Source organism: Sporosarcina koreensis (genome assembly GCF_000826145.2).
Lineage (GTDB): Bacteria > Bacillota > Bacilli > Bacillales_A > Planococcaceae > Sporosarcina > Sporosarcina trichiuri.
The window spans coordinates 253789-276314 of sequence record NZ_LN651335.1 but is presented as its reverse complement, the minus strand read 5'-3'; the positions used below and the strand labels follow the sequence as shown (position 1 = coordinate 276314).

Here is a 22526-nt window from a genome sequence, read left to right as displayed (position 1 = left end):
AAGTGTTTCCTCCTCTTTAATTACCCGCGAAGCTCGTATGCTTCAGGTTTTTGTGCTGCATGAGTATGCTCCGCGCCTGCGAATACATGAAGTTTCTTCGCTGTCTGACGGCCAAGCGGTCCTTTTGGAAGCATGCCTTTGATAGCCAGTTCGAGCATCTTAGTCGGATAGTTCGTGCGCATTTCAAGTGCTGTACGCGACTTGATGCTGCCTGTGTATCCTGAGTGACGGTAGTATTTCTTGTCTTTCAGTTTGTTTCCTGTCAGCTGGATCTTTTCAGCGTTGATGATGATCACGTGATCACCAGTGTCCACGTGTGGTGTGAAAGTCGGTTTATGTTTACCGCGAAGCAGTGAAGCGACTTCTGAAGCAAGACGGCCAAGCGTCTGTCCTTCAGCATCGACAACGAGCCATTTACGCTCTACTTCGTGGCCTTTAGCCATGAATGTTGTACGCATAGTTTCAGTTCCTCCTAAATTAGGTTTCAGTCTGTTCCGTTTTCTCTATCCCTTGAACACAAATAAAGTTTCGGGGCTTTTTTGTGGGGTTATTGAAATACCATTGATTATCTTACCGGTTATCCCCAGCGAAGTCAAGAGAATTTGCATAAAACACCTGGAAAAGTTGCTTATTCCCCGTACGTTACGTTCATCAGATACAAACCGTGTGCCGGTGCAGTTTTGCCCGCCTGTTTCCGGTCGCGCGCCTCGAGGATCTCAGTGACGTGATGGGGCTCGTCCCAGCCGATCCCGACTGCATATAGCACGCCCGCAATCGTCCGGACCATGTTGTACAGGAACCCGTCTCCCTCAACCGTCATGAGCAGTTGGTCGCCCTGCTCCTCGATCTCAAGTTTCCGGATGGTCCTCACTTTCGAAGACGTCGCGGTCTTGGATGAACAGAAGCTCGAGAAATCATGCGTGCCCAGAAGACGGGCAGCCCCTTCGCGCATCCGCGCCGCGTCGGGATTCCACTTGCCGAGATGGACGGCATAGTTCCGCTCGAACGGACTCTGGATCGCCGTCCGCGTCCAGCGGTACTGATACGTCTTGCCTGTTGCGGAATAGCGCGCGTGGAACTCTTCTGGCACCACGGCGGCATCAATGACACGGATGTCTTTCGGCAGCAGTACGTTCAATGCCATCACCCACCGGTCATCCTCGAGGGACAGCGGTGTATCGAAGTGGATCACCTGCCCCCATGCATGGACGCCGGCATCCGTCCGGCCGCTTGCGACACTGTACACCGAATCGTCCTTATGCAGTTTGCGCAGGGCCTTATCGATATCCGACTGGACGGTCCGCTTGCCCGGCTGCGACTGATACCCCGAGAACAGGGTGCCGTCGTACGCGACAGTCGCCTTGATACGATTCATATGTTCCTCCTCCTCATGCTCTGAAATACACCAATACGGCGCATAGCAGGGCAAAAACGATCATGACGGCCGTATCGCCTGCCTGCCAGTGCAGTTTGCGGAACCGGGTGCGTCCTTCGCCACCACGGTACCCTCTTACTTCCATCGCCACCGCCAGGTCCTCCGCCCGCTTGAATGCACTGACGAACAGGGGCACGAGGAGCGGGATGACAGCTTTGATGCGCTGCTGGATGGTTCCCGAACTGATATCCGAGCCCCGGGCGAGCTGCGCTTTCAGGATCTTGTCTGTTTCGTCCATCAAGGTCGGGATGAACCGGAGGGCGATCGACATCATCATGGCGAGCTCATGGACAGGCAGTTTTACGGCTTTCAGCGGATTCAGCAGTGTCTCCACCCCATCCGTGATGGAGATCGGTGACGTCGTCAGTGTCAGCACGGTCGTCATCAGGACGAGAATCAGGAACCTCAGCGATATGTAGATCCCCTGCCGCAGCCCCTCTTCGTAGATCTTGATGAATTTCCACTCGACCAGGACAGCCCCTTCCCTTGTCAGAAACAGGTGCATGAACAGAGTGAACACCACAAGGAACAGAATCGGCTTCAGCCCGCCGAGCAGGAAGGGCAGGCGGATCTTTGAGACTGCAATCACCAGCAGCGTGAAGACCAGCAGGATGGCATACGTCACTGTGTTGTTCGCCAGGAACACCGCTACGATGAACAGGAAGACGAAGACCAGCTTGGAACGGGGATCCAGCCGATGGGTGAAGGAGTTGCCCGGCAGATATCGGCCGAAGATCATTTTCTGCATCATCGGGAATCACCTGATTTCCGCGCCCGCTGTGCGATCAGTTCGGCCAGTCTCTCTTCCGTCAGCGCCTTCGCGGGCAGCGGTTCGCCGATCAGCCGTTCGAAATCCTGCTGGAATCGGACGGTCCGGGGCAATTCCAGCCGGAAGGTCTCCAGCCGCTGCCTATTTGTCAGTACATCCGCGGGCGTCCCGGTCAGCACAGCATGTCCTTCATGCATGACAATGACATGCTCTGCATAGCGTGCGGCATCTTCCATGCTGTGGGTGACGAGGATGGTCGTCAGCCCCTCCTCCCGGTGGAATCTCTCGAACAGCGCCATGATTTCGCGGCGCCCTTGCGGATCGAGACCCGCTGTCGGCTCGTCCAGGATGAGCACGGACGGCTTGAACGCCAGCACGCCCGCAATCGCCACCCGTCTCATCTGGCCGCCCGACAATTCGAACGGGGATTTGTCAGCCACATCTGCAGGCAGACCGAGCAGTTCGATCAGCTCCAAAGCCCGCGTCCGTGCTTCTTCCTCCGGCATGCCGAAGTTGAGCGGACCGAACATGATATCTTTCAGGACCGTTTCCTCGAACAGCTGATGTTCGGGAAATTGGAACACGATGCCGACGTTCCGGCGCACGTCACGCAGCGTCTTCCCTTTCGTCTCGGCTGTGATGAGCGTATCCCCGACACGGACAGTCCCTTCCGTCGGTTTCAGCAGCCCGTTCAAGTGCAGCAGCAGTGTCGACTTGCCCGATCCTGTATGGCCGATCACCGCAGTATAGGAACCGGATGGAATCGACAGATCGATTCCGTGCAATGCCTTCTTCTCGAATGGCGTGCCGGGGGAATAGGCGAAATTCACTTGCTGAAATGAGATGTCCATAACTCGTTCACCAACTCTTCTTCTGACATATAGTCGCCGGCAAGCGGGAGTCCGGCCTTCCGAAGCAGCACGGACATGCGCAGTGCAAACGGCAGATCGAGCCCGTGGGCCTGCAGCTTGGCTCCTTCTTCAAAAACTTCTTCAGGCGTACCCGTGTCGACGAGACGGCCGCCGTTCATGACGAGCACACGGTCCGCGAGCAGCACTTCCTCCAGGTCATGTGTGATGGAGATGACCGTGAGTCCCGACGTTTTACGGAGTTCCGTGATAAGATCGATCACTTCCTGACGTCCCTGCGGATCCAGCATGGACGTCGCCTCATCGAGGATCAGGATATCGGGCTCCATGGCGAGGGCACCGGCAATCGCCACCCGCTGTTTCTGGCCGCCCGACAGATGATGCGGTTCGTGCAGATGATACTCGGACATGCCGACTTGCGCGAGCGCCTCTTTGACCCGCGTTTGCATAGCCTCATACGGCACACCGTTGTTCTCCAGGGCGAATGCCACATCATCCTGGACCGTTGCGCCGACGAATTGGTTATCGGGGTTCTGGAAGACGACGCCGAGGCGCGAGCGGACGTCCCAGAGATTCTGTTCATTCAGCGGCTCCAGAAACACATTGACGGTTCCGGATGCTGGGAACAGCAGGCCGATCATCAGTTTCGCCAGCGTCGATTTGCCCGAGCCGTTATGTCCGACAATCGAGACCCACTCACCCTCCCGGATCGAGAACGACACGTCCCGGACCGCTTGTACAAAGACATCCTCTTCGGTTTCGTAGGCATATGAAACAGCATCCAGGGACAGCACTTCCCGCATGGCGGCCCGCCTCGCTTTCTGTTATGTATGATAAGTAGCTTGAAAATTCAATAATGGATTTCCGATAAATAAAAAAAGCGCGCATCTCATCCGAAGAATGCGCAGCAAAATGGGTCGATGCCGGGTGCTCACGCCGACATCGCGGATGAGATGCGTAGAGCTAGACCGATCAGGAAACCTGTCGATCGTAACACTCAGCTTTTCATATTGTCGTATAAATCAGTATGTGGAAAGAGGGTGTGGCTGTCGCGAGTCACACCCCCAAGTTTGTTACACGAGTTCGATGATAACGACAGGTGCTCCGTCGCCGCGGCGCGGTCCCATCTTCATGATGCGTGTATAGCCGCCCTGACGCTCTGCATAGCGCGGTGCCACATCATCAAATAGCTTCTGGATCGCAAACGTCTTCGTTTCCTTGCCTTCTTCATCTTCCCCAAGAATAACTTCCCGGCGGATGAATTCAGCAACCTGACGACGTGCGTGCAGGTCTCCCCGCTTACCAAGAGTGATCATTTTTTCAACAACTGAACGAAGCTCTTTCGCACGTGCTTCTGTTGTCTGGATGCGTTCGTGGATGATCAGGTCTGTTGCAAGATCCCGGAGCATCGCTTTACGCTGTGAACTTGTGCGTCCAAGTTTTCTGTAACCCATAGAAGATTCCCTCCTTCATCTGATTCTGCGTCAATCTTCAGAGCGTAACCCAAGATTCAGCTCGTCTAACTTCAGCTTTACTTCTTCAAGTGATTTGCGGCCAAGATTGCGCACTTTCATCATCTCGTCTTCGGACTTGTTTGCAAGCTCCATGACGGTGTTGATGCCTGCACGTTTCAGGCAGTTGTAAGAACGAACCGAAAGATCGAGTTCTTCAATCGTCATTTCCAGAACTTTTTCCTTTTGGTCTTCTTCTTTTTCCACCATGATCTCTGCAGTTTGTGCTTCGTCTGTCATGCCGACAAAGATATTTAAATGTTCCGTCAGGATTTTCGCTCCGAGCGAAACAGATTCTTTAGGACCGATACTGCCATCTGTCCAAACATCCAATGTCAGTTTGTCAAAGTTCGTACTTTGACCGACACGTGTATTCTCCACTTGGAAGTTCACACGGGACACTGGTGTGTAGATCGAGTCAATCGGAATCACGCCGATCGCCAGGTCATCACGTTTGTTATGATCAGAAGGTGCATAGCCTCTTCCGCGCGACGCATACATCCGCATACGCAGGTGGCCATTCTTGCCAAGTGTTGCAATATGAAGATCCGGATTCAGCACTTCCACATCACTGTCGTGTGTGATGTCGGCAGCGGTGACCGTTCCTTCGCCTTTCACGTCAATCTCGATGACTTTCTCGTCATCCGAATAGATTTTCAGTGCCAACTGCTTCACGTTGAGAATAATAGTGGCTACATCCTCGACAATGCCTTCTACAGTTGAAAACTCATGAAGGACACCATCGATCTGAATCGATGTTACGGCTGCTCCAGGCAGAGAAGACAGCAGGACGCGGCGCAAGGAATTCCCTAATGTATTCCCGTATCCCCGTTCCAGCGGTTCAATAACAAACTTACCGAACCTTGAATCTTCTGCGACCATAACGGTTTCAATCTTCGGTTTCTCAATCTCGATCATTCATGTACCCTCCTTCAAAACGTCTGTGTGGCCGTTCCGCATTGAAATCGATTAGTAGACGGCAAAATGCAATCGCACAATTCATTCTTACCAAAAATTGTGATTCTCAATCAATTGGAATAGAAACCATTATACACGACGACGTTTTGGAGGACGGCATCCGTTGTGCGGAACAGGCGTTACGTCACGGATCGCTGTTACTTCAAGACCAGCTGCCTGCAATGAACGGATTGCTGCTTCACGTCCTGCACCAGGTCCTTTTACAGTAACTTCCAACGTTTTCAAACCGTGTTCCATAGAAGCTTTTGCAGCAGTTTCTGCAGCCATCTGAGCCGCAAAAGGAGTCGATTTACGGGATCCGCGGAAACCGAGTGCACCGGCGCTTGACCAAGAAAGTGCGTTTCCGTGAGTATCCGTGATCGTTACGATTGTATTGTTGAATGTTGAACGGATATGTGCAATTCCGGATTCAATATTCTTTTTTACACGACGCTTACGTGTTTGTTGTTTACGTGCCATGTTCGAAAAACCCTCCTTTACCTATTATTTCTTTTTGTTAGCGACTGTCCGTTTAGGACCTTTGCGTGTACGTGCGTTGTTCTTCGTGTTCTGTCCGCGTACAGGCAGACCGCGACGGTGGCGGATTCCACGGAAGCTTCCGATTTCCATCAGGCGCTTGATGTTCAATGAAGTCTCACGGCGAAGGTCACCTTCGACTTTCATAGAATCCAGTTGTTCACGGATTTTGTCGAGTTCAGCATCAGTCAGATCGCGAACGCGTGTATCTTCAGATACGCCTGCAGCTGCGAGGACTTTCTGTGCTGTCGTCTTGCCAACTCCGAAGATGTAAGTCAATGAAATTACAACGCGCTTATCGCGCGGTACGTCTACACCAGCAATACGTGCCATATAAGTTGCGCACCTCCTTTAAATTATCCTTGACGTTGTTTGTGCTTAGGATTTTCACAGATTACCATTACTCGGCCGCGTCTGCGAATAACTTTGCATTTTTCGCAGATCGGTTTTACAGATGGCCTTACTTTCATCTTACCCAACCTCCTTCATTAGTCCGGAGTTGCAAAAGTTTTATTTGAAACGGTACGTGATTCGACCGCGTGTCAAGTCATACGGTGACAATTCGATTGTCACTCTGTCGCCTGGCAGAATACGGATGAAGTGCATACGGATTTTACCGGATACATGTGCAAGCACTGTATGTCCGTTTTCCAGTTCCACTTTGAACATCGCATTCGGCAGCGTGTCGACAACAGTACCTTCAATTTCAATTACGTCATCTTTCGCCATCAGCTCAGTCTCCCTTCTATATCCAATAAAGGCCCTCACCTTCAAGCGCCATCAGTCGCTCTACAAGCTCCTTCAACATATGTCCGGTATGCGCGAGTGATGTTCGAAAAGACGCAAATCACAATTCATGCCGATTAGCCGATCCCGAACTAGTGACTGGAACTTCAAATCGGTTCGCACATGACCACAGTCTGGCATCCGGCCTGCTGATGTAAATCAGCGAAGCGGCACACCACAACACATTATACTCGAAAAAGCAAGGAAATGCATGCATGGAGTATTGAGCCTTCAACTGTCGACTGATCCCGATTTCCAGCTGAGCATCAACTGCTTTTGCAGCCCACTCTGATCAAATGATCTTTCCGTACAGCAGGACGCTGCCGGACGAGATGCCCTGACGTCTGCCTGCTTCGGAATGCTTAGAGGACGTGTGCGGTCAGCACAGCATCCACGTCGCGGAATACGTCATCGATGTCCTGTTGACCATTGATGTTCGTCAGCACACCTTTTTCGTCATAGAACGACAGAAGCGGTGCCGACTGTTTCATATTTACTTCCAGACGGTTTGTAACAGTTTCCGGATTATCGTCAGCCCGCTGATAAAGTTCGCCGCCGTCTTTGTCACACACGCCTTCCACCTTAGGCGGGTTGAATTCGAGGTGATACGACGCACCGCAGACTTTGCAGATCCGACGTCCTGTCAAACGGGCAACCAGCAGGTCCTTGTCGACTTCGATATTCAATACGGGGTCGATTTTCCGGTTCATCCCAGCCATGATGCCGTCAAGCGCTTCCGCCTGGGCAACTGTGCGGGGAAAACCGTCCAACAGAAAACCGTTATCGCAGTCAGGCTTGCGAAGCCGCTCGCTGACAATACCAATCGTCACTTCATCAGGAACGAGAGCGCCCTGGTCCATATACGATTTGGCTTTGACTCCAAGTTCCGTGCCTTCTTGAATGGCAGCACGGAACATATCGCCTGTAGAAATATGAGGGATCCCGTACTTTTCGACAATTTTATCTGCCTGAGTTCCTTTACCGGCACCCGGCAGACCCATTAATACGATATTCATACGTCGTGCCCTCCGTTGGTATCCATCAGGAAAGGGACCTTTCCGTATGGAGTTATTTCATGAATCCTCGGTAATGCCGTTTCACGAGCTGGGATTCGAGCTGTTTCATCGTTTCGAGGGCAACCCCGACAACGATCAGAAGGCTCGTACCGCCGATCTGGGCAGATTGAGGAAGATTTGCGATTTTGATGATGATAATCGGCAGAACCGCGACAGCAGCAAGGAAGATCGAACCGACAAATGTCAGACGATACAGCGTGCTTGTCAAGTAGTCCTGAGTGTTCTGACCCGGGCGGATTCCTGGGATATACGCCCCTTGCTTCTTCAGGTTGTCTGCCACATTCTCAGGATTGACCTGGACAAATGCGTAGAAATACGTGAAGGCGATGATCAGACCGATATAGAGTGCCATACCGACAGGATGCGAGTAGTTCAATACTCTCGAAATCGCTGCCATGGTATTGTTATCGCTGAAAAACGTACCCAGCAGCTGCGGTGTTGTGAAGAACGCGACCGCGAAGATGACCGGGATGACCCCTGCAGCGTTCAGTTTCAGCGGAAGGTGCGTCTGCTGCCCGGCAGAAGTCTGCTGGCGGCCAGTGACACGCTTCGCGTACTGAATCGGAATCTTCCGGAGCGCTTCCTGGAAGTAGATGACGCCGACTGTGATTGCAATGACAGCGATCAGCAGCAGGACCATCGTCGCGATGCGGATGAACAATGCATCACCTGCGTCCTGGATCTGGGATACATACAACTGGTTGACGGCATTCGGGATTGCAGCAACGATACCGGCGAAGATGATGATGGAAATTCCATTCCCTACGCCTTTCGCTGTAATCTGCTCACCGAGCCAGAGAAGGAAAGCAGTTCCTGCTGTCAGTACAAGAGCGATGACGATATATGTCGAAATGCCGTTGTCTGCAACAAGCGTCCCTTGAAACATCTGGTTGAATCCGAACGACATTGCAATCGCCTGGATGAACGCAAGAACCATGGTGAAGTAGCGGGTGAACTGTGCAAGTTTACGACGTCCGACGTCTCCTTGTTTCGCCCACTCGGCAAACTTCGGCACAACATCCATCTGCAGGAGCTGCATGATGATCGATGCTGTGATATACGGCATGATTCCCATGGCAAAAATGGAGAACTTCGAAAGTGCTCCCCCGCCAAAGATGTTCAAGAATCCGATGAACTGGTTACTCGATTGCTGAAGCGCAGTCGCGTCCACGTTCGGAACAGTGATGAACGTCCCGATACGGAACACGATGAGCAATAGCAGTGTGAAAAGTATTTTAGACCGTATCTCTTTCACTTTCATGAAGTTGGAGATTGTCTGAAACATTAAACCACCTCGACTTGCCCGCCCGCTTTCTCAATCGCTTCTTTCGCAGAAGCAGAGAATTTGTGAGCTCTGACTGTAATCTTCTTCTCAAGAGTCCCATTGCCAAGAATCTTAATACCAGATTTTTCTTTGCTCACGATCCCTGTTTCAATCAACAGTTCAGGTGTTACTTCTGTGCCTTCGTCGAAACGATTCAATGTATCGATGTTGACGATTGCGTATTCTTTACGGTTGATGTTCGTGAATCCGCGTTTCGGCAGACGCTGGAAGAGTGGAAGCTGTCCACCTTCGAATCCAAGACGCACACCGCCGCCTGAACGTGAGTTCTGACCGTCATGACCTCTACCGGATGTTTTACCATTCCCTGATGCCATACCACGACCAACGCGGTTGCGTTTTTTACGAGAGCCTTCTGCAGGTTTCATTTCGTGTAATTTCATCTTCGGCACCTCCTTGTTCAAAAATACGAATTATTGTTCGCTGACAGTTACCAAATGGCTGACTTTGTTGATCATGCCGCGGATTGCAACATTATCCTGATGCTCAACTGTTTGGTTCATCTTGCGAAGTCCAAGAGCCTCTACTGTTTTACGTTGTGCTGGCTTAGCGCCAATCACGCTTTTTGTAAGGGTGATTTCAAGTTTGTTCGCCATTGTGTTTCCCCCCTTAACCTAACAGTTCTTCTACGGATTTACCACGCAGCTGCGCTACATCTTCAGCACGCTTCAAGTTCGTCAATCCTTCGATCGTTGCACGGACCATGTTGATCGGTGTGTTAGAACCAAGAGATTTTGAAAGGATATCCGTGATTCCTGCAAGTTCAAGTACCGCACGGACAGGTCCGCCGGCGATAACTCCTGTACCAGGTGCAGCCGGTTTGATGAGAATCTGGCCTGCTCCGAAGCGTCCGATGATCTCGTGAGGCGTTGTGCCTTTGACCATTGGTACTTCAACAAGGTTTTTCTTCGCATCTTCGATTGCTTTACGGATTGCATCAGGAACTTCCTGTGCTTTTCCTGTACCGAAACCGACGCGGCCGTTCTTATCACCAACGACGACCAAAGCAGTAAAACGGAAACGACGTCCGCCTTTTACGACTTTCGCTACACGGTTGATGGTAACTACGCGCTCTTCGAATTCACTTTTGTTTTGTTCATTACGACGCATGGAATATGTCCCTCCTTCTTAATTAAAATTCAAGTCCATTTTCGCGTGCAGCGTCAGCAAGTGCTTTTACGCGGCCGTGGTATAGGTAACCGCCACGGTCAAATACGACAGCTTTCAGGTTCTTTTCCAAACCTTTTTTCGCGATCAGTTCGCCGACTTTGCTAGCAGCGTCTGCGTTGGAAGAAGAATCCGCTGAGAATTCTTTGTCCATTGTAGATGCACTCGCAAGAGTTACGCCGTTTGCATCATCGATCAGCTGTGCATAGATATGTTTGTTGGAACGGTATACATTCAAGCGCGGACGCTCAGCAGTACCGTTGATCTTTGTACGGACACGCGCGTGCCGTTTTTTACGGACAACGTTCTTGTCTTGTTTTGTGATCACTCAAGGTCACTCCTTCCGAATGCCTATGGGGCATTATTTACCTGTTTTACCTTCTTTGCGGCGTACAACTTCGCCTTCGTACTTAATACCTTTACCTTTGTAAGGCTCTGGCGGACGCACTTTGCGGATGTTGGAAGCAAGTGCACCGACGCGCTCTTTGTTAATGCCGCGCACGATGACTTTCGTGTTCGCAGGCACTTCCACTTCAAGGCCTTCTTCAGGTGTGAACTCGACTGGCTGTGAGTAGCCGACGTTCAAGATCAGTTTCTTACCTTGCATCTGGGCACGATACCCGACACCGACCAGTTCAAGCGAGCGCTCGAAACCAGCAGATACACCAGTGATCATGTTCGCAAGAAGCGAACGTGTCGTACCGTGCATCGAACGGTGTTCTTTCGATTCAGTCGGACGTGTCAATGTGATGACATTGCCTTCCTGCTCGATTTTCATATCTTTGTTCAAATGATTTGTAAGTTCGCCTTTCGGTCCTTTAACTGTAACGAAGTTATTCTCATCGATCGTAACTGTTACGTTTTCAGGCACCTCAATCGGACGTTTACCAATACGGGACATTTATGTGCACCTCCATTCTTATGTTACTGATTACCAAACGTAAGCGACGACTTCTCCGCCAACTTGTTTAGCACGCGCTTCTTTATCTGTCAAAACACCGTTGGAAGTTGAAACGAGGGCAATACCCAGTCCGTTCAACACTTTCGGCACCTCATTGGATTTAGCATAGACACGAAGACCAGGCTTTGAAATACGCTTGAGTCCAGTGATTACGCGTTCTTCATTCTTGCCATATTTCAAGAAGATGCGGATGATCCCTTGTTTGTTATCTTCCACGTATTCAACGTCGCGGATGAAACCTTCACGTTTGAGGATTTCTGCGATCTCTTTTTTAAGGTTTGAAGCAGGTACTTCAAGCTTCTCGTGGCGAACCATGTTCGCGTTACGGATGCGAGTAAGCATATCTGCGATCGGATCACTCATTGTCATTACATTAACCTCCTTCCCAGAATGGGGTTTACCAGCTTGCTTTTTTGACGCCAGGAATTTGTCCTTTGTATGCGAGTTCGCGGAAACAAATACGGCAAAGTTTGAACTTCCGATATACCGAGTGCGGACGACCACAGCGTTCACAGCGTGTATATTCTTGAACTTGGAACTTTGGCGTACGTTTCTGTTTTGCGATCATTGATTTTTTAGCCACGTTTTCGCCTCCCTTATGTTTACTTTTGGAACGGCATGCCGCACTGCTTGAGCAACTCGTGAGCTTCTTCATCCGAGTTGGCAGTCGTAACGATGACGATATCCATTCCGCGTACTTTAGACACTTTATCAAAGTCGATTTCCGGGAAGATGAGCTGTTCTTTTACGCCCAATGTGTAGTTGCCGCGTCCGTCGAACGATTTATTCGAGACACCGCGGAAGTCACGTACACGTGGCAATGATACAGCAATCAGCTTATCCAGGAATTCATACATGCGTTCTCCGCGCAATGTAACTTTCGTTCCGATCGGCATTCCTTCACGAAGACGGAAACCTGCGATTGACTTCTTCGCTTTGGTTACGACTGGTTTCTGACCAGAAATAGTTGCCAGGTCTTCTACAGCAGCGTCAAGCGCTTTTGTATTTTGAACCGCGTCACCAACACCCATGTTGATAACGATCTTTTCAACTTTAGGTACTTGCATAACAGATGTATAGTTAAACTTGCTCATCAGAGCAGGAGTAATTTCGCTTTTGTACTTCTCTTTTAATCGGCTCATTCAGAAGAACCTCCCTTCTTAGAGAGTTATTTTTTGAGTTCTTTTTTGCTTAGCTGGTCGATCACTTCTCCGGACTTCTTCGCAACACGGTACTTGTAGCGGAAAGTTTTGTCGCCTTCCGTTTTTTCCTCATACTTGTAACCGATACGAGTTGGCTCTCCGGATTTCGGGTCAACGAGCATGACGTTTGATACGTGGATTGCCGCTTCCTGGCTTACGATACCGCCCTGTGGGTTCACTTGGTTCGGTTTCGTATGCTTTTTAACGATGTTCACGCCCTCAACGAGGATTCGCTCTTTGTTCGGGAATACGGAAAGGATGACGCCTGTCTTCCCTTTGTCTTTCCCGGAAATCACTTTTACTTTATCGCCTTTTTTAATGTGCATTCTGTCGCACCTCCTTGATTGGCAATGCTCTATTATTAAAGTACTTCTGGAGCAAGGGAAACGATTTTCATGAAGTTGTTATCGCGGAGTTCACGAGCAACTGGTCCGAAAATACGAGTTCCGCGAGGGCTCTTATCATCACGGATGATGACACAAGCATTCTCGTCGAATGTGATGTATGATCCGTCTTTACGGCGCATACCGCTCTTAGTACGAACGATAACCGCTTTTACGACTTCACCCTTCTTAACAACGCCACCTGGTGTTGCTTTCTTAACGGTAACAACGACGATATCGCCGATGTTAGCAGTCTTACGGCCTGAACCGCCAAGAACTTTAATTGTCAGCACTTCACGTGCGCCAGAGTTATCTGCGACTTTCATGCGGGATTCCTGTTGAATCAATTTGGTTACCTCCCCTCGGATGCTAGGTTCCGAACGTTATTAGATGATGACCGCTTTCTCGATGATTTCAACGAGACGGAAACGTTTTGTTGCGGACAATGGACGAGTTTCCATGATACGGACCACATCGCCGATCTTCGCTTCGTTCAGCTCATCATGTGCTTTGTATTTCTTCGAGTATTTTACACGCTTGCCATACAAAGAATGCTTTTTGTGAGTCTCTACCATTACCGTTACTGTCTTATCCATTTTGTCGGAAACGACACGGCCTGTGTATACTTTGCGCTGGTTACGCTCAGTCATGGGTGCAACCTCCTTCATCAGTTATTTGCACTGATTTCTCTTTGACGTATTACAGTTTTCATGCGCGCAATCGATTTGCGTACTTCACGGATGCGTGCAGTGTTTTCTAATTGTCCTGTCGCTAACTGGAAGCGAAGGTTGAAAAGCTCTTCTTTCAGTGATTTCACTTTTTGCTCGATCTCTGCAGTTGTCAAGTCACGGATTTCATTAGCTTTCATTAGATTCACCACCAATTTCTTCACGTTTTACAAACTTGCTTTTTACAGGAAGTTTGTGCGCTGCCAGGCGGAGTGCTTCACGTGCGACCTCTTCAGAGACGCCAGCGATTTCGAACATCACCCGGCCGGGTTTTACAACTGCTACCCATCCTTCTACAGCACCTTTACCAGAACCCATCCGGACTTCCAGAGGCTTCTTTGTATAAGATTTGTGAGGGAAGATGTTGATCCATACTTTACCGCCACGTTTCATGTAACGTGTCATTGCGATACGTGCTGATTCGATCTGACGGTTTGTGATCCATGCAGCATCAAGGGACTGAAGGCCATACTCACCGAAATTAACCGTTGCGCCGCCTTTAGTCTGTCCGCGCATTTTGCCGCGGAATACACGACGATGTTTTACTCGCTTTGGTACTAACATGATTATTTGCCTCCTTCCTCAGAGTTCTTCTTCACTGGAAGGACTTCTCCCCGATAGATCCATACTTTAACGCCGAGTTTGCCGTATGTTGTATCAGCTTCAGCATGTGCATAGTCGATATCTGCACGAAGTGTATGAAGCGGGACAGTTCCTTCGCTATAGTGTTCTGCACGCGCGATGTCAGCTCCGCCAAGACGTCCGGATACTTGAGTTTTGATACCCTTCGCTCCAGAACGGATTGTGCGTTGAATTGCCTGCTTTTGTGCGCGGCGGAATGATGCACGGCTTTCCAATTGACGGGCGATCGACTCTGCAACGAGTTTCGCGTCAAGGTCAGCGCGCTTGATTTCTACGATGTTGATGTGTACACGCTTGCCGGAGATTTCGTTAAGCTGTTTACGAAGTGCTTCGACTTCAGTACCACCTTTACCGATAACCATACCAGGCTTAGCTGTGTGGATTGTGATGTTGACACGTTTCGCTGCGCGTTCGATTTCCACTTTGGAAACTGATGCGTCAACCAGACGCTTTTCGATGTATTTGCGGATTTTCAGGTCTTCGTGCAAGAGAGTCGCATAGTCTTTTTCTGCGTACCATTTCGAATCCCAGTCACGAATAATACCGACCCGCAGACCATTAGGATGTACTTTTTGACCCACGAATTATCCCTCCTTCTTTTCAGATACCACTACTGTGATGTGGCTTGTGCGTTTGTTGATTGCGCTCGCACGGCCTTGTGCACGCGGACGGAAACGTTTCATTGTCGGACCTTCGTCAACGAATACTTCACTGACAATCAGGTTCTCAAGATCCATTTCAAAGTTGTGCTCAGCGTTAGCGATAGCTGAATTCAATACTTTTTCCACGACTGGAGATGCCGCTTTTGGCGTCAAACGCAGAATAGCGACCGCTTCACCGATTTTCTTGCCCCGGATAAGATCAACGACTAATCGTACTTTACGAGGAGCAATGCGGACTGTGCGGACAGATGCTTTAGCTTGTTGCATCAGAATTTCCTCCTCTCAATTAGCGTTTCGTTTTCTTGTCGTCAGCACCGTGACCTTTATAAGTGCGGGTAGGTGCGAATTCACCCAATTTGTGGCCGACCATGTCTTCAGTGATGTAGACAGGTACGTGTTTGCGTCCGTCGTAAACAGCGATTGTCAATCCGATGAAGGAAGGGAATACTGTTGAACGGCGTGACCAAGTCTTGATGACTTGTTTCTTCTGTGCATCTTTTTGAGCATCGACCTTCTTCAGCAGATGATCGTCTGCGAAAGGTCCTTTTTTCAAGCTGCGGCCCATTTTGTTACCTCCCTTTGTGTTTGTACTACGGTCCAGTCATTGAACCGCAGTGCAATCACATTATTTTTTGCGGCGACGAACGATGAGTTTGTCGGATTTGTTACGCTTCGAGCGTGTCTTGTAACCAAGAGCAGGCTTGCCCCAAGGTGTAACTGGGCTTGGACGGCCGATCGGCGTACGTCCTTCACCACCACCATGCGGGTGATCGTTCGGGTTCATGACAGATCCGCGGACAGTCGGGCGTTTGCCCATCCAGCGTGAACGTCCTGCTTTACCGATGTTGATGAGTTCGTGCTGCTCGTTGCCGACTTGGCCGATTGTTGCGCGGCAAGCTGCAAGGATCATACGGACTTCACCAGATTGCAGACGGATGATGACATATTTGCCTTCACGTCCGAGCAATTGTGCGGATGTACCAGCGGAACGGACAAGCTGTCCGCCTTTGCCAGGCTTCATCTCGATGTTGTGGATTGTTGAACCCATTGGGATGTTTTCCAATGGAAGAGTGTTACCTACGCGGATGTCCGCATCAGGTCCTGACATGACAGTCATGTCCACTTTCAATCCTTTTGGAGCTAGGATGTAACGTTTTTCCCCATCCGCATAGTTGATCAATGCGATGTTGGCAGAACGGTTCGGATCATATTCGATCGTAGCAACGCGTCCTGGTATGCCATCTTTCCGGCGCTGGAAGTCGATGACACGGTATTGGCGCTTGTGACCGCCACCTTGGTGACGAACTGTAATCCTACCTTGGTTGTTACGTCCGCCTTTACGCTTGATCGGCTCAAGCAATGATTTTTCCGGCTTGCTTGCTGTGATTTCAGCAAAATCCGAAGTCGTCATGTTACGGCGTCCGTTGGAGGTAGGTTTGTATTTCTTAATCGCCATTGGTATTCCCTCCTTCGTTTATTGTGATCAGATGTCGAAGAGTTCGATATCTTTAGAGTCAGCAGTCAATGTAACAATCGCTTTGCGGCGCTTGTTTGTGTAGCCTGCATGTTTACCCATACGCTTGAATTTACCTTTGTAATTCTGGACATTCACTTTTTCCACTGTTACTCCGAAGATTTCTTCGACTGCTTGTTTGATGTGCGTTTTGTTTGCACGAGTGTCGACTTCGAATGTGTACTTGTTGAACTCCATCGCTTCAGAAGATCGCTCGGTAATGACCGGACGCTTCAATACATCACGTGCTTCCATTAACCAAGCACCTCCTCGATTTTTTTAACAGCGTCTTTTGTGATGACGAGCTGATCATGTGCAGCCAAGTCAAGCACGCTGATGCCGTTTGCAGTCACAACGCTGATTCCGGGGATGTTACGAGCAGACAATGCTACGTTCTCATCAAGGTCAGCAGTGACGAACAATGCTTTTTTGCCGATTGAAAGATCAGCAAGCACTTTTGTGAATTCCTTTGTCTTCGGTGCATCGAAAGTCAAACCTTCCAATACGACCAGTTCCTCTTCACGCACTTTGCTGGACAAAGCGGAACGAAGGGCAAGACGACGGACTTTTTTAGGCAGTTTGTAGCTGTAGCTGCGTGGTGTCGGTCCGAAGACGATACCGCCTCCGCGCCATTGCGGGGATCGGATCGAGCCTTGACGGGCACGGCCAGTACCTTTCTGGCGCCACGGCTTGCGGCCGCCGCCTGCTACTTCTGCACGTGTTTTTACTTTGTGGTTCCCTTGGCGCATTGCTGCACGCTGCTGAACCAATGCTTCGAATAGGACTGCCTGGTTTGGCTCAATTCCGAATATGGAGTCGTTCAGTTCGATTTCGCCTGCTGCAGATCCAGTTTGATTCACTACGGATACTTTTGGCATTAGTGTTTCCTCCTTCCTTCGTTAATTAGTTCCCTTTGATTGCGCTTTTCACGATGACAAGTGATTTCTTAGCGCCTGGAACGTTACCTTTTACAAGCAGCAAGTTGCGTTCTGTATCAACCCGCACGACTTCAAGGTTTTGGATAGTAACGGTTTTGCCGCCTGTACGACCCGGCATTTTCTTCCCTTTGAATACGCGCTGTGCGTCAACAGATCCGATTGAACCTGGTGCGCGGTGATGGCGTGAACCGTGGCTCATAGGCCCGCGTGAGAATCCGTGACGTTTGATAACACCTTGGAACCCTTTACCTTTAGATACTCCTGTAATGTCGATGACATCGCCTTCTGCGAATGTATCAACTTTGACTTCCTGACCAACTTCGTACTCAGCTGCATCGATTCCGCGAATTTCGCGAATGAAGCGCTTAGGTGCCGTTTCAGCTTTTGCAACATGTCCCATAGCTGGTTTGTTGGAAAGCTTTTCACGTTTGTCCTCGAATCCGAGCTGGATTGCTTCGTAGCCGTCTGTTTCGTCTGTCTTCTTCTGAAGAACAACGTTTGGAGCAGCCGCAATTACAGTTACGGGGATCAAGTCGCCGTTTTCAGCAAATACTTGCGTCATACCGACTTTTCTTCCTAAGATTCCTTTGGTCATTTGTCACACCTCCTGAATGTTTTAGTTATAGTATTATTGTTTGCCATTAGAGTTTGATTTCAATGTCTACGCCAGACGGTAAGTCAAGCTTCATCAAAGCGTCGACAGTTTGTGGTGTCGGATTGACGATATCGATCAGACGTTTGTGCGTACGCATTTCGAACTGCTCACGTGAGTCCTTGTATTTGTGGACCGCACGAAGAACTGTGTAGACCGAACGCTCTGTCGGCAATGGAATCGGACCTGATACACTAGCTCCTGAACGCTTTGCAGTTTCAACGATCTTCTCAGCCGATTGATCAAGCACACGGTGGTCATACGCTTTCAAACGGATACGAATCTTTTGTTTTGCCATTATTTTCCCTCCCTCTCGCCTATTTTCTAGACATTCTCCACGGAAATTTTCCCACACACATGCCATGGCAAAGCGGCCGGGTGTGTCGGTAACCTCCCGCTTCATCGCAGTCAAAGACCAACACTAAACATTATACACATAAAAAAAGAATGTCGCAATAGGTTTAGCGATATTCTTTAACAACTTTTATAGTATAGAACGAAATGGCATGAGATGCAACTGTTATGTTGCTGTGCAGAGCGGTGTGAGTTGTATTTTATCAGATTTGAGGAGGGATGTTTGTGCTGTGGGGATTGCTTTCGGAGGTGGTCGTGTGATTTTTGACAGAGCGCTTGGCTGGCTACCAGATTGTTTGAGCGTTTGTCCTGGTTGCTTGAGCGTTTCTTGCAGATACCTGAGCGTTTCCCATACTCACTTGAGCGTTTCTCTGGTTGCTTGAGCGTTCCTTCTTCTGCTTGAGCGTTTGTCCTAGTTGCATGAGCGTTTCTCAGGCTGCTTGAGTGTATCCTCTAGTTGTTTGAGCGTATCCTCTGCCCGCTTGAGTGTTCCTCACGGCTGCTTGGGCGGCTTAGGGATGGTAGGTCTGGTTCTATGCGCGTAGCGCTGATCGGCAGCCGTTACATGCTTGCTGAGCAAGCAGGCATAGAAAAAAGCCCGTCGGCGCCGACGGGCTTTTCAAGGTGATTACTTTTCGATAGAAGCTACAACGCCAGCGCCGACAGTACGGCCGCCTTCACGGATTGAGAACTTAGTTCCTTCTTCAATCGCGATTGGAGAGATCAGTTCGATCGTCATTTCAACGTTGTCGCCAGGCATAACCATTTCTACGCCTTCTGGAAGTGTGATGATTCCAGTTACGTCAGTTGTACGGAAGTAGAACTGCGGGCGGTAGTTCGAGAAGAATGGAGTGTGACGTCCGCCTTCTTCTTTTGACAAAACGTATACTTCAGATTTGAAGTTAGTGTGCGGTGTGATTGAACCCGGCTTTGCAAGTACTTGTCCGCGTTCGATATCTTCACGAGCTACCCCGCGAAGAAGTGCCCCGATGTTGTCGCCAGCTTCTGCATAGTCAAGAAGCTTACGGAACATTTCAACACCTGTAACAGTTGTTGATTTTGGTTCGTCAGCCAATCCGATGATGTCAACAGTGTCGCCGACTTTAACTTGTCCACGCTCAACACGGCCAGTTGCTACTGTACCACGGCCAGTGATCGAGAATACGTCCTCGACAGGCATCATGAATGGCTTGTCAGTATCGCGCTCTGGAGTTGGGATATACTCGTCAACTGCGTCCATAAGTTCAACGATCTTCTCTTCCCACTCTTCTTCGCCTTCAAGTGCTTTAAGAGCAGAACCTTTGATAACTGGAAGGTCATCGCCAGGGAAGTCATATTCAGAAAGAAGATCACGGATCTCCATTTCTACGAGTTCAAGAAGTTCTTCGTCGTCCACCATGTCACATTTGTTCATGAACACTACCAAGTAAGGTACGCCTACTTGACGTGAAAGAAGGATGTGCTCACGTGTTTGCGGCATTGGGCCGTCAGCTGCAGATACAACCAAGATTCCGCCGTCCATTTGAGCAGCGCCTGTGATCATGTTCTTAACATAGTCGGCGTGTCCTGGGCAGTCTACGTGTGCGTAGTGGCGAGTTGCTGTTTCATACTCGATGTGTGAAGTATTGATTGTGATACCGCGCTCTTTTTCTTCAGGTGCGTTATCAACGTCAGCGTAAGAACGTGCTTCACCGCCGCCTTTTTTTGCAAGAACTGTTGCAATTGCAGCAGTCAAAGTTGTTTTACCATGGTCAACGTGGCCGATTGTACCGACGTTAGCATGCGTTTTGGACCGATCGAATTTTTCTTTAGCCATTTTGGAGTTCCTCCTCTAAATTGAGTGTGATTTTAGTTTTATAGATATGGACCGGAGCCGTATGACTCCGGAATCATAACTTACAAAGTAGTTATACTTGAATCGGAGACGAATTTCAATTATTCGCCTTTATTCTTTTTGATAACATCTTCTGCAATGGATTTCGGCACTTCTTCGTAGTGGTCGAATACCATCGAGAATACACCGCGTCCCTGGGTGTTCGAGCGGAGTGCTGTCGCATAACCGAACATTTCCGCAAGTGGAACCATTGCACGGACGACTTGTGCGTTACCGCGTGCTTCCATACCTTCTACGCGGCCGCGGCGTGAAGTGATGTCACCCATGATGTCTCCCATATATTCTTCAGGGATGATGACTTCGACTTTCATCGTCGGCTCGAGAAGTACTGGTTTACACTTGTTGACAGCGTTTTTCAAGGCCATGGATGCAGCGACTTTGAAGGCCATTTCGTTGGAGTCGACGTCATGGTACGAACCATCGAAGAGACGGGCCTTGATGTCGATCAGCGGGTAGCCTGCGAGTACACCGTTAGCCAGTGAGTCGCGTACGCCTGCCTCGATTGCCGGGATGTATTCACGAGGAACGACACCACCGACGATCGCGTTCTTGAATTCGAATCCTGCACCTTCTTCGTTCGGTTCGAACTCGATCCAAACGTGACCGTATTGTCCGCGTCCGCCTGACTGACGTACGAATTTACCTTCGACCTCAGCGCCTTGACGGAATGTTTCACGGTACGATACTTGAGGAGCACCAACATTCGCTTCCACTTTGAATTCGCGCTTCAAGCGGTCAACGATGATGTCGAGGTGGAGCTCACCCATTCCGGCGATGATGACTTCACCAGTTTCCTGGTCAGTGTGTGCACGGAATGTCGGGTCTTCTTCCTGCAGCTTGCCAAGCGCCTGACCCATTTTGTCTTGGTCGGCCTTTGTTTTCGGCTCGATCGCAACAGAGATAACCGGTTCAGGGAATTCCATGGACTCAAGGATGACTGGAGCTTTGTCGTCACAAAGCGTATCGCCTGTCCCTGTGTCTTTCAGTCCGACTGCAGCAGCGATTTCGCCGGCATGGACTTCTGAAATCTCTTCACGGTGGTTTGCGTGCATTTGCAGGATACGTCCTACACGCTCACGCTTGTCCTTCGTCGAGTTCTTGATGTACGAACCGGATTGCAGGACGCCTGAGTAGACACGGAAGAATGTCAGTTTACCGACGTAAGGGTCAGTCATGACTTTGAACGCAAGCGCAGAGAATGGAGCATCGTCGCTGGCTTTACGCTCTTCTTCTTCTTCTGTTTCAGGGTTGATCCCCATCATTGGAGGAAGATCGGTAGGAGCCGGCAGGTAGTCGATGACTGCATCCAATACGAGCTGGACCCCTTTGTTTTTGAATGCTGTACCGCAAACGACCGGGTAGAATTCTACAGCCAGTGTCGCTTTACGGATAGCCGCTTTCAGTTCTTCAACTGTCAGCTCTTCGCCGCCCAGATATTTTTCCATGAGGTTTTCGTCGAAGTCTACGATCGCTTCCACTAAACTTTCACGGGCTTTTTCAGCATCTGCACGGTATTCTTCCGGAATTTCACCGACTTCTACGTTCATGCCAGTGTCATCAGGATAGAAGTTCGCTTTCATTTCAACCAGGTCGATGATCGCTTCGAAAGCATCCTCTGCACCGATCGGCATTTGGATCGGGTGAGCATTTGCCTGAAGACGGTCATGGAGTGTTCCTACAGAGTACATGAAGTCTGCACCTGTTTTGTCCATCTTGTTGACGAATACGATACGAGGCACGCCGTAAGTCGTTGCCTGGCGCCATACTGTTTCAGTCTGCGGTTCAACACCGGACTGTGCGTCAAGGACCGTTACAGCACCATCGAGTACACGGAGTGAACGTTCAACTTCAACTGTGAAGTCTACGTGTCCCGGTGTATCAATGATGTTTACGCGGTGACCTTTCCAGCTTGCTGTTGTCGCAGCCGATGTGATCGTGATTCCGCGTTCCTGTTCCTGCTCCATCCAGTCCATCTGTGATGCACCTTCGTGCGTTTCACCGATTTTGTGGATTCGGCCTGTGTAATAAAGGATCCGCTCAGTCGTTGTTGTTTTACCAGCATCGATGTGAGCCATGATACCAATGTTACGAGTATTCTCTAAGGAGAACTCTCTACCCATTTTGTATTGCTCCTTCCATATCGGAATA

36 protein-coding genes are annotated in these 22526 nt (G+C 49.7%); all 36 read right to left on the bottom strand.

Annotated elements, in window-relative coordinates:
• Positions 1-20: 20 nt before the first annotated feature.
• Positions 21-458 (bottom strand): 50S ribosomal protein L13, encoded by a 438-nt coding sequence (gene rplM, locus BN1190_RS02905; protein WP_040285511.1) that lies wholly within the window; start codon positions 456-458, stop codon positions 21-23.
• A gap of 170 nt (positions 459-628) precedes the next feature.
• Positions 629-1375: a tRNA pseudouridine(38-40) synthase TruA gene (gene truA / locus BN1190_RS02900; RefSeq protein WP_040285510.1), complete on the bottom strand. Its 747-nt coding sequence runs from the start codon at positions 1373-1375 to the stop codon at positions 629-631.
• Between the two features lie 13 nt (positions 1376-1388).
• Positions 1389-2186: an energy-coupling factor transporter transmembrane component T family protein gene (locus BN1190_RS02895; RefSeq protein WP_040285509.1), complete on the bottom strand. Its 798-nt coding sequence runs from the start codon at positions 2184-2186 to the stop codon at positions 1389-1391.
• On the bottom strand, positions 2183-3055 hold the full coding sequence (locus BN1190_RS02890; RefSeq protein ID WP_040285508.1) for an energy-coupling factor ABC transporter ATP-binding protein: 873 nt from the start codon (positions 3053-3055) through the stop codon (positions 2183-2185). Before BN1190_RS02890 ends, BN1190_RS02895 begins: the two co-directional genes overlap by 4 nt.
• The gene (locus tag BN1190_RS02885; RefSeq protein WP_040285507.1) at positions 3031-3876 is read right to left on the bottom strand and encodes an energy-coupling factor ABC transporter ATP-binding protein; all 846 of its coding nucleotides are present in this window, start codon (positions 3874-3876) and stop codon (positions 3031-3033) included. The genes BN1190_RS02890 and BN1190_RS02885 overlap by 25 nt, the downstream gene beginning before the upstream one ends.
• Positions 3877-4146: 270 nt before the next feature.
• Positions 4147-4527, bottom strand: a complete 381-nt coding sequence (gene rplQ / locus BN1190_RS02880; protein ID WP_040285506.1) for a 50S ribosomal protein L17 — start codon at positions 4525-4527, stop codon at positions 4147-4149.
• 30 nt (positions 4528-4557) lie between these two features.
• Entirely contained in the window at positions 4558-5502 is a 945-nt protein-coding gene (locus tag BN1190_RS02875) for a DNA-directed RNA polymerase subunit alpha (protein WP_040285505.1), read from the bottom strand.
• A gap of 129 nt (positions 5503-5631) precedes the next feature.
• Complete coding sequence (gene rpsK, locus BN1190_RS02870; protein ID WP_040285504.1) at positions 5632-6021, bottom strand: 30S ribosomal protein S11; 390 nt, start codon at positions 6019-6021, stop codon at positions 5632-5634.
• Positions 6022-6045: 24 nt separating this feature from the next.
• Positions 6046-6411 carry a 30S ribosomal protein S13 gene (rpsM, locus tag BN1190_RS02865; RefSeq protein ID WP_040285503.1) on the bottom strand — a complete coding sequence of 122 codons (366 nt, stop codon included), beginning with the start codon at positions 6409-6411 and terminating at the stop codon, positions 6046-6048.
• Positions 6412-6434: 23 nt separating this feature from the next.
• The gene (gene rpmJ / locus BN1190_RS02860) at positions 6435-6548 is read right to left on the bottom strand and encodes a 50S ribosomal protein L36 (protein WP_076758849.1); all 114 of its coding nucleotides are present in this window, start codon (positions 6546-6548) and stop codon (positions 6435-6437) included.
• 40 nt (positions 6549-6588) lie between these two features.
• The gene (infA, locus tag BN1190_RS02855) at positions 6589-6807 is read right to left on the bottom strand and encodes a translation initiation factor IF-1 (protein WP_040285502.1); all 219 of its coding nucleotides are present in this window, start codon (positions 6805-6807) and stop codon (positions 6589-6591) included.
• A gap of 419 nt (positions 6808-7226) precedes the next feature.
• Positions 7227-7880: an adenylate kinase gene (locus BN1190_RS02850; protein ID WP_040285501.1), complete on the bottom strand. Its 654-nt coding sequence runs from the start codon at positions 7878-7880 to the stop codon at positions 7227-7229.
• A 52-nt stretch (positions 7881-7932) separates the two neighbouring features.
• Positions 7933-9225: a preprotein translocase subunit SecY gene (gene secY, locus BN1190_RS02845; protein ID WP_040285500.1), complete on the bottom strand. Its 1293-nt coding sequence runs from the start codon at positions 9223-9225 to the stop codon at positions 7933-7935.
• The gene (gene rplO / locus BN1190_RS02840) at positions 9225-9665 is read right to left on the bottom strand and encodes a 50S ribosomal protein L15 (RefSeq protein WP_040285499.1); all 441 of its coding nucleotides are present in this window, start codon (positions 9663-9665) and stop codon (positions 9225-9227) included. Before rplO ends, secY begins: the two co-directional genes overlap by 1 nt.
• A gap of 30 nt (positions 9666-9695) precedes the next feature.
• Positions 9696-9878, bottom strand: coding sequence for a 50S ribosomal protein L30 (gene rpmD / locus BN1190_RS02835; protein ID WP_040285498.1), 183 nt, complete (start codon positions 9876-9878; stop codon positions 9696-9698).
• Positions 9879-9891: 13 nt separating this feature from the next.
• The gene (rpsE, locus tag BN1190_RS02830; RefSeq protein ID WP_040285497.1) at positions 9892-10392 is read right to left on the bottom strand and encodes a 30S ribosomal protein S5; all 501 of its coding nucleotides are present in this window, start codon (positions 10390-10392) and stop codon (positions 9892-9894) included.
• Between the two features lie 22 nt (positions 10393-10414).
• Positions 10415-10777 carry a 50S ribosomal protein L18 gene (rplR, locus tag BN1190_RS02825; RefSeq protein WP_040285496.1) on the bottom strand — a complete coding sequence of 121 codons (363 nt, stop codon included), beginning with the start codon at positions 10775-10777 and terminating at the stop codon, positions 10415-10417.
• A gap of 33 nt (positions 10778-10810) precedes the next feature.
• Positions 10811-11350 (bottom strand): 50S ribosomal protein L6, encoded by a 540-nt coding sequence (rplF, locus tag BN1190_RS02820; RefSeq protein WP_040285495.1) that lies wholly within the window; start codon positions 11348-11350, stop codon positions 10811-10813.
• Between the two features lie 30 nt (positions 11351-11380).
• On the bottom strand, positions 11381-11779 hold the full coding sequence (gene rpsH / locus BN1190_RS02815; RefSeq protein ID WP_040285494.1) for a 30S ribosomal protein S8: 399 nt from the start codon (positions 11777-11779) through the stop codon (positions 11381-11383).
• 28 nt (positions 11780-11807) lie between these two features.
• Positions 11808-11993 (bottom strand): 30S ribosomal protein S14, encoded by a 186-nt coding sequence (gene rpsN, locus BN1190_RS02810; protein WP_025783851.1) that lies wholly within the window; start codon positions 11991-11993, stop codon positions 11808-11810.
• Positions 11994-12012: 19 nt separating this feature from the next.
• Complete coding sequence (gene rplE / locus BN1190_RS02805; protein ID WP_040285493.1) at positions 12013-12552, bottom strand: 50S ribosomal protein L5; 540 nt, start codon at positions 12550-12552, stop codon at positions 12013-12015.
• A 26-nt stretch (positions 12553-12578) separates the two neighbouring features.
• Positions 12579-12938: a 50S ribosomal protein L24 gene (gene rplX, locus BN1190_RS02800; RefSeq protein WP_040285492.1), complete on the bottom strand. Its 360-nt coding sequence runs from the start codon at positions 12936-12938 to the stop codon at positions 12579-12581.
• Positions 12939-12973: 35 nt separating this feature from the next.
• Positions 12974-13342 (bottom strand): 50S ribosomal protein L14, encoded by a 369-nt coding sequence (gene rplN, locus BN1190_RS02795; RefSeq protein ID WP_040285491.1) that lies wholly within the window; start codon positions 13340-13342, stop codon positions 12974-12976.
• Between the two features lie 39 nt (positions 13343-13381).
• Positions 13382-13645 carry a 30S ribosomal protein S17 gene (gene rpsQ / locus BN1190_RS02790; protein ID WP_040285490.1) on the bottom strand — a complete coding sequence of 88 codons (264 nt, stop codon included), beginning with the start codon at positions 13643-13645 and terminating at the stop codon, positions 13382-13384.
• 17 nt (positions 13646-13662) lie between these two features.
• Positions 13663-13863: a 50S ribosomal protein L29 gene (gene rpmC / locus BN1190_RS02785; protein ID WP_025783856.1), complete on the bottom strand. Its 201-nt coding sequence runs from the start codon at positions 13861-13863 to the stop codon at positions 13663-13665.
• Entirely contained in the window at positions 13853-14287 is a 435-nt protein-coding gene (gene rplP / locus BN1190_RS02780) for a 50S ribosomal protein L16 (protein WP_040285489.1), read from the bottom strand. Before rplP ends, rpmC begins: the two co-directional genes overlap by 11 nt.
• Before the next feature lie 2 nt (positions 14288-14289).
• Positions 14290-14946: a 30S ribosomal protein S3 gene (gene rpsC / locus BN1190_RS02775; protein WP_040285488.1), complete on the bottom strand. Its 657-nt coding sequence runs from the start codon at positions 14944-14946 to the stop codon at positions 14290-14292.
• Positions 14947-14949: 3 nt separating this feature from the next.
• Complete coding sequence (rplV, locus tag BN1190_RS02770) at positions 14950-15294, bottom strand: 50S ribosomal protein L22 (RefSeq protein ID WP_040285487.1); 345 nt, start codon at positions 15292-15294, stop codon at positions 14950-14952.
• Positions 15295-15313: 19 nt separating this feature from the next.
• Positions 15314-15592: a 30S ribosomal protein S19 gene (gene rpsS, locus BN1190_RS02765; RefSeq protein ID WP_040285486.1), complete on the bottom strand. Its 279-nt coding sequence runs from the start codon at positions 15590-15592 to the stop codon at positions 15314-15316.
• A gap of 60 nt (positions 15593-15652) precedes the next feature.
• Positions 15653-16483 carry a 50S ribosomal protein L2 gene (gene rplB / locus BN1190_RS02760; protein WP_040285485.1) on the bottom strand — a complete coding sequence of 277 codons (831 nt, stop codon included), beginning with the start codon at positions 16481-16483 and terminating at the stop codon, positions 15653-15655.
• A 27-nt stretch (positions 16484-16510) separates the two neighbouring features.
• Positions 16511-16795 carry a 50S ribosomal protein L23 gene (gene rplW / locus BN1190_RS02755; protein WP_040285484.1) on the bottom strand — a complete coding sequence of 95 codons (285 nt, stop codon included), beginning with the start codon at positions 16793-16795 and terminating at the stop codon, positions 16511-16513.
• Positions 16795-17418: a 50S ribosomal protein L4 gene (gene rplD, locus BN1190_RS02750; protein ID WP_040285483.1), complete on the bottom strand. Its 624-nt coding sequence runs from the start codon at positions 17416-17418 to the stop codon at positions 16795-16797. Before rplD ends, rplW begins: the two co-directional genes overlap by 1 nt.
• 25 nt (positions 17419-17443) lie before the next feature.
• Entirely contained in the window at positions 17444-18073 is a 630-nt protein-coding gene (rplC, locus tag BN1190_RS02745; RefSeq protein WP_040285482.1) for a 50S ribosomal protein L3, read from the bottom strand.
• A 46-nt stretch (positions 18074-18119) separates the two neighbouring features.
• Positions 18120-18428, bottom strand: coding sequence for a 30S ribosomal protein S10 (rpsJ, locus tag BN1190_RS02740; RefSeq protein ID WP_040285481.1), 309 nt, complete (start codon positions 18426-18428; stop codon positions 18120-18122).
• Between the two features lie 684 nt (positions 18429-19112).
• Positions 19113-20300 (bottom strand): elongation factor Tu, encoded by a 1188-nt coding sequence (gene tuf / locus BN1190_RS02735; protein WP_040285480.1) that lies wholly within the window; start codon positions 20298-20300, stop codon positions 19113-19115.
• Between the two features lie 119 nt (positions 20301-20419).
• A complete protein-coding gene (fusA, locus tag BN1190_RS02730) occupies positions 20420-22498 on the bottom strand; it encodes an elongation factor G (protein WP_040285479.1) in 2079 nt (692 codons plus the stop codon).
• Positions 22499-22526: the final 28 nt, after the last annotated feature.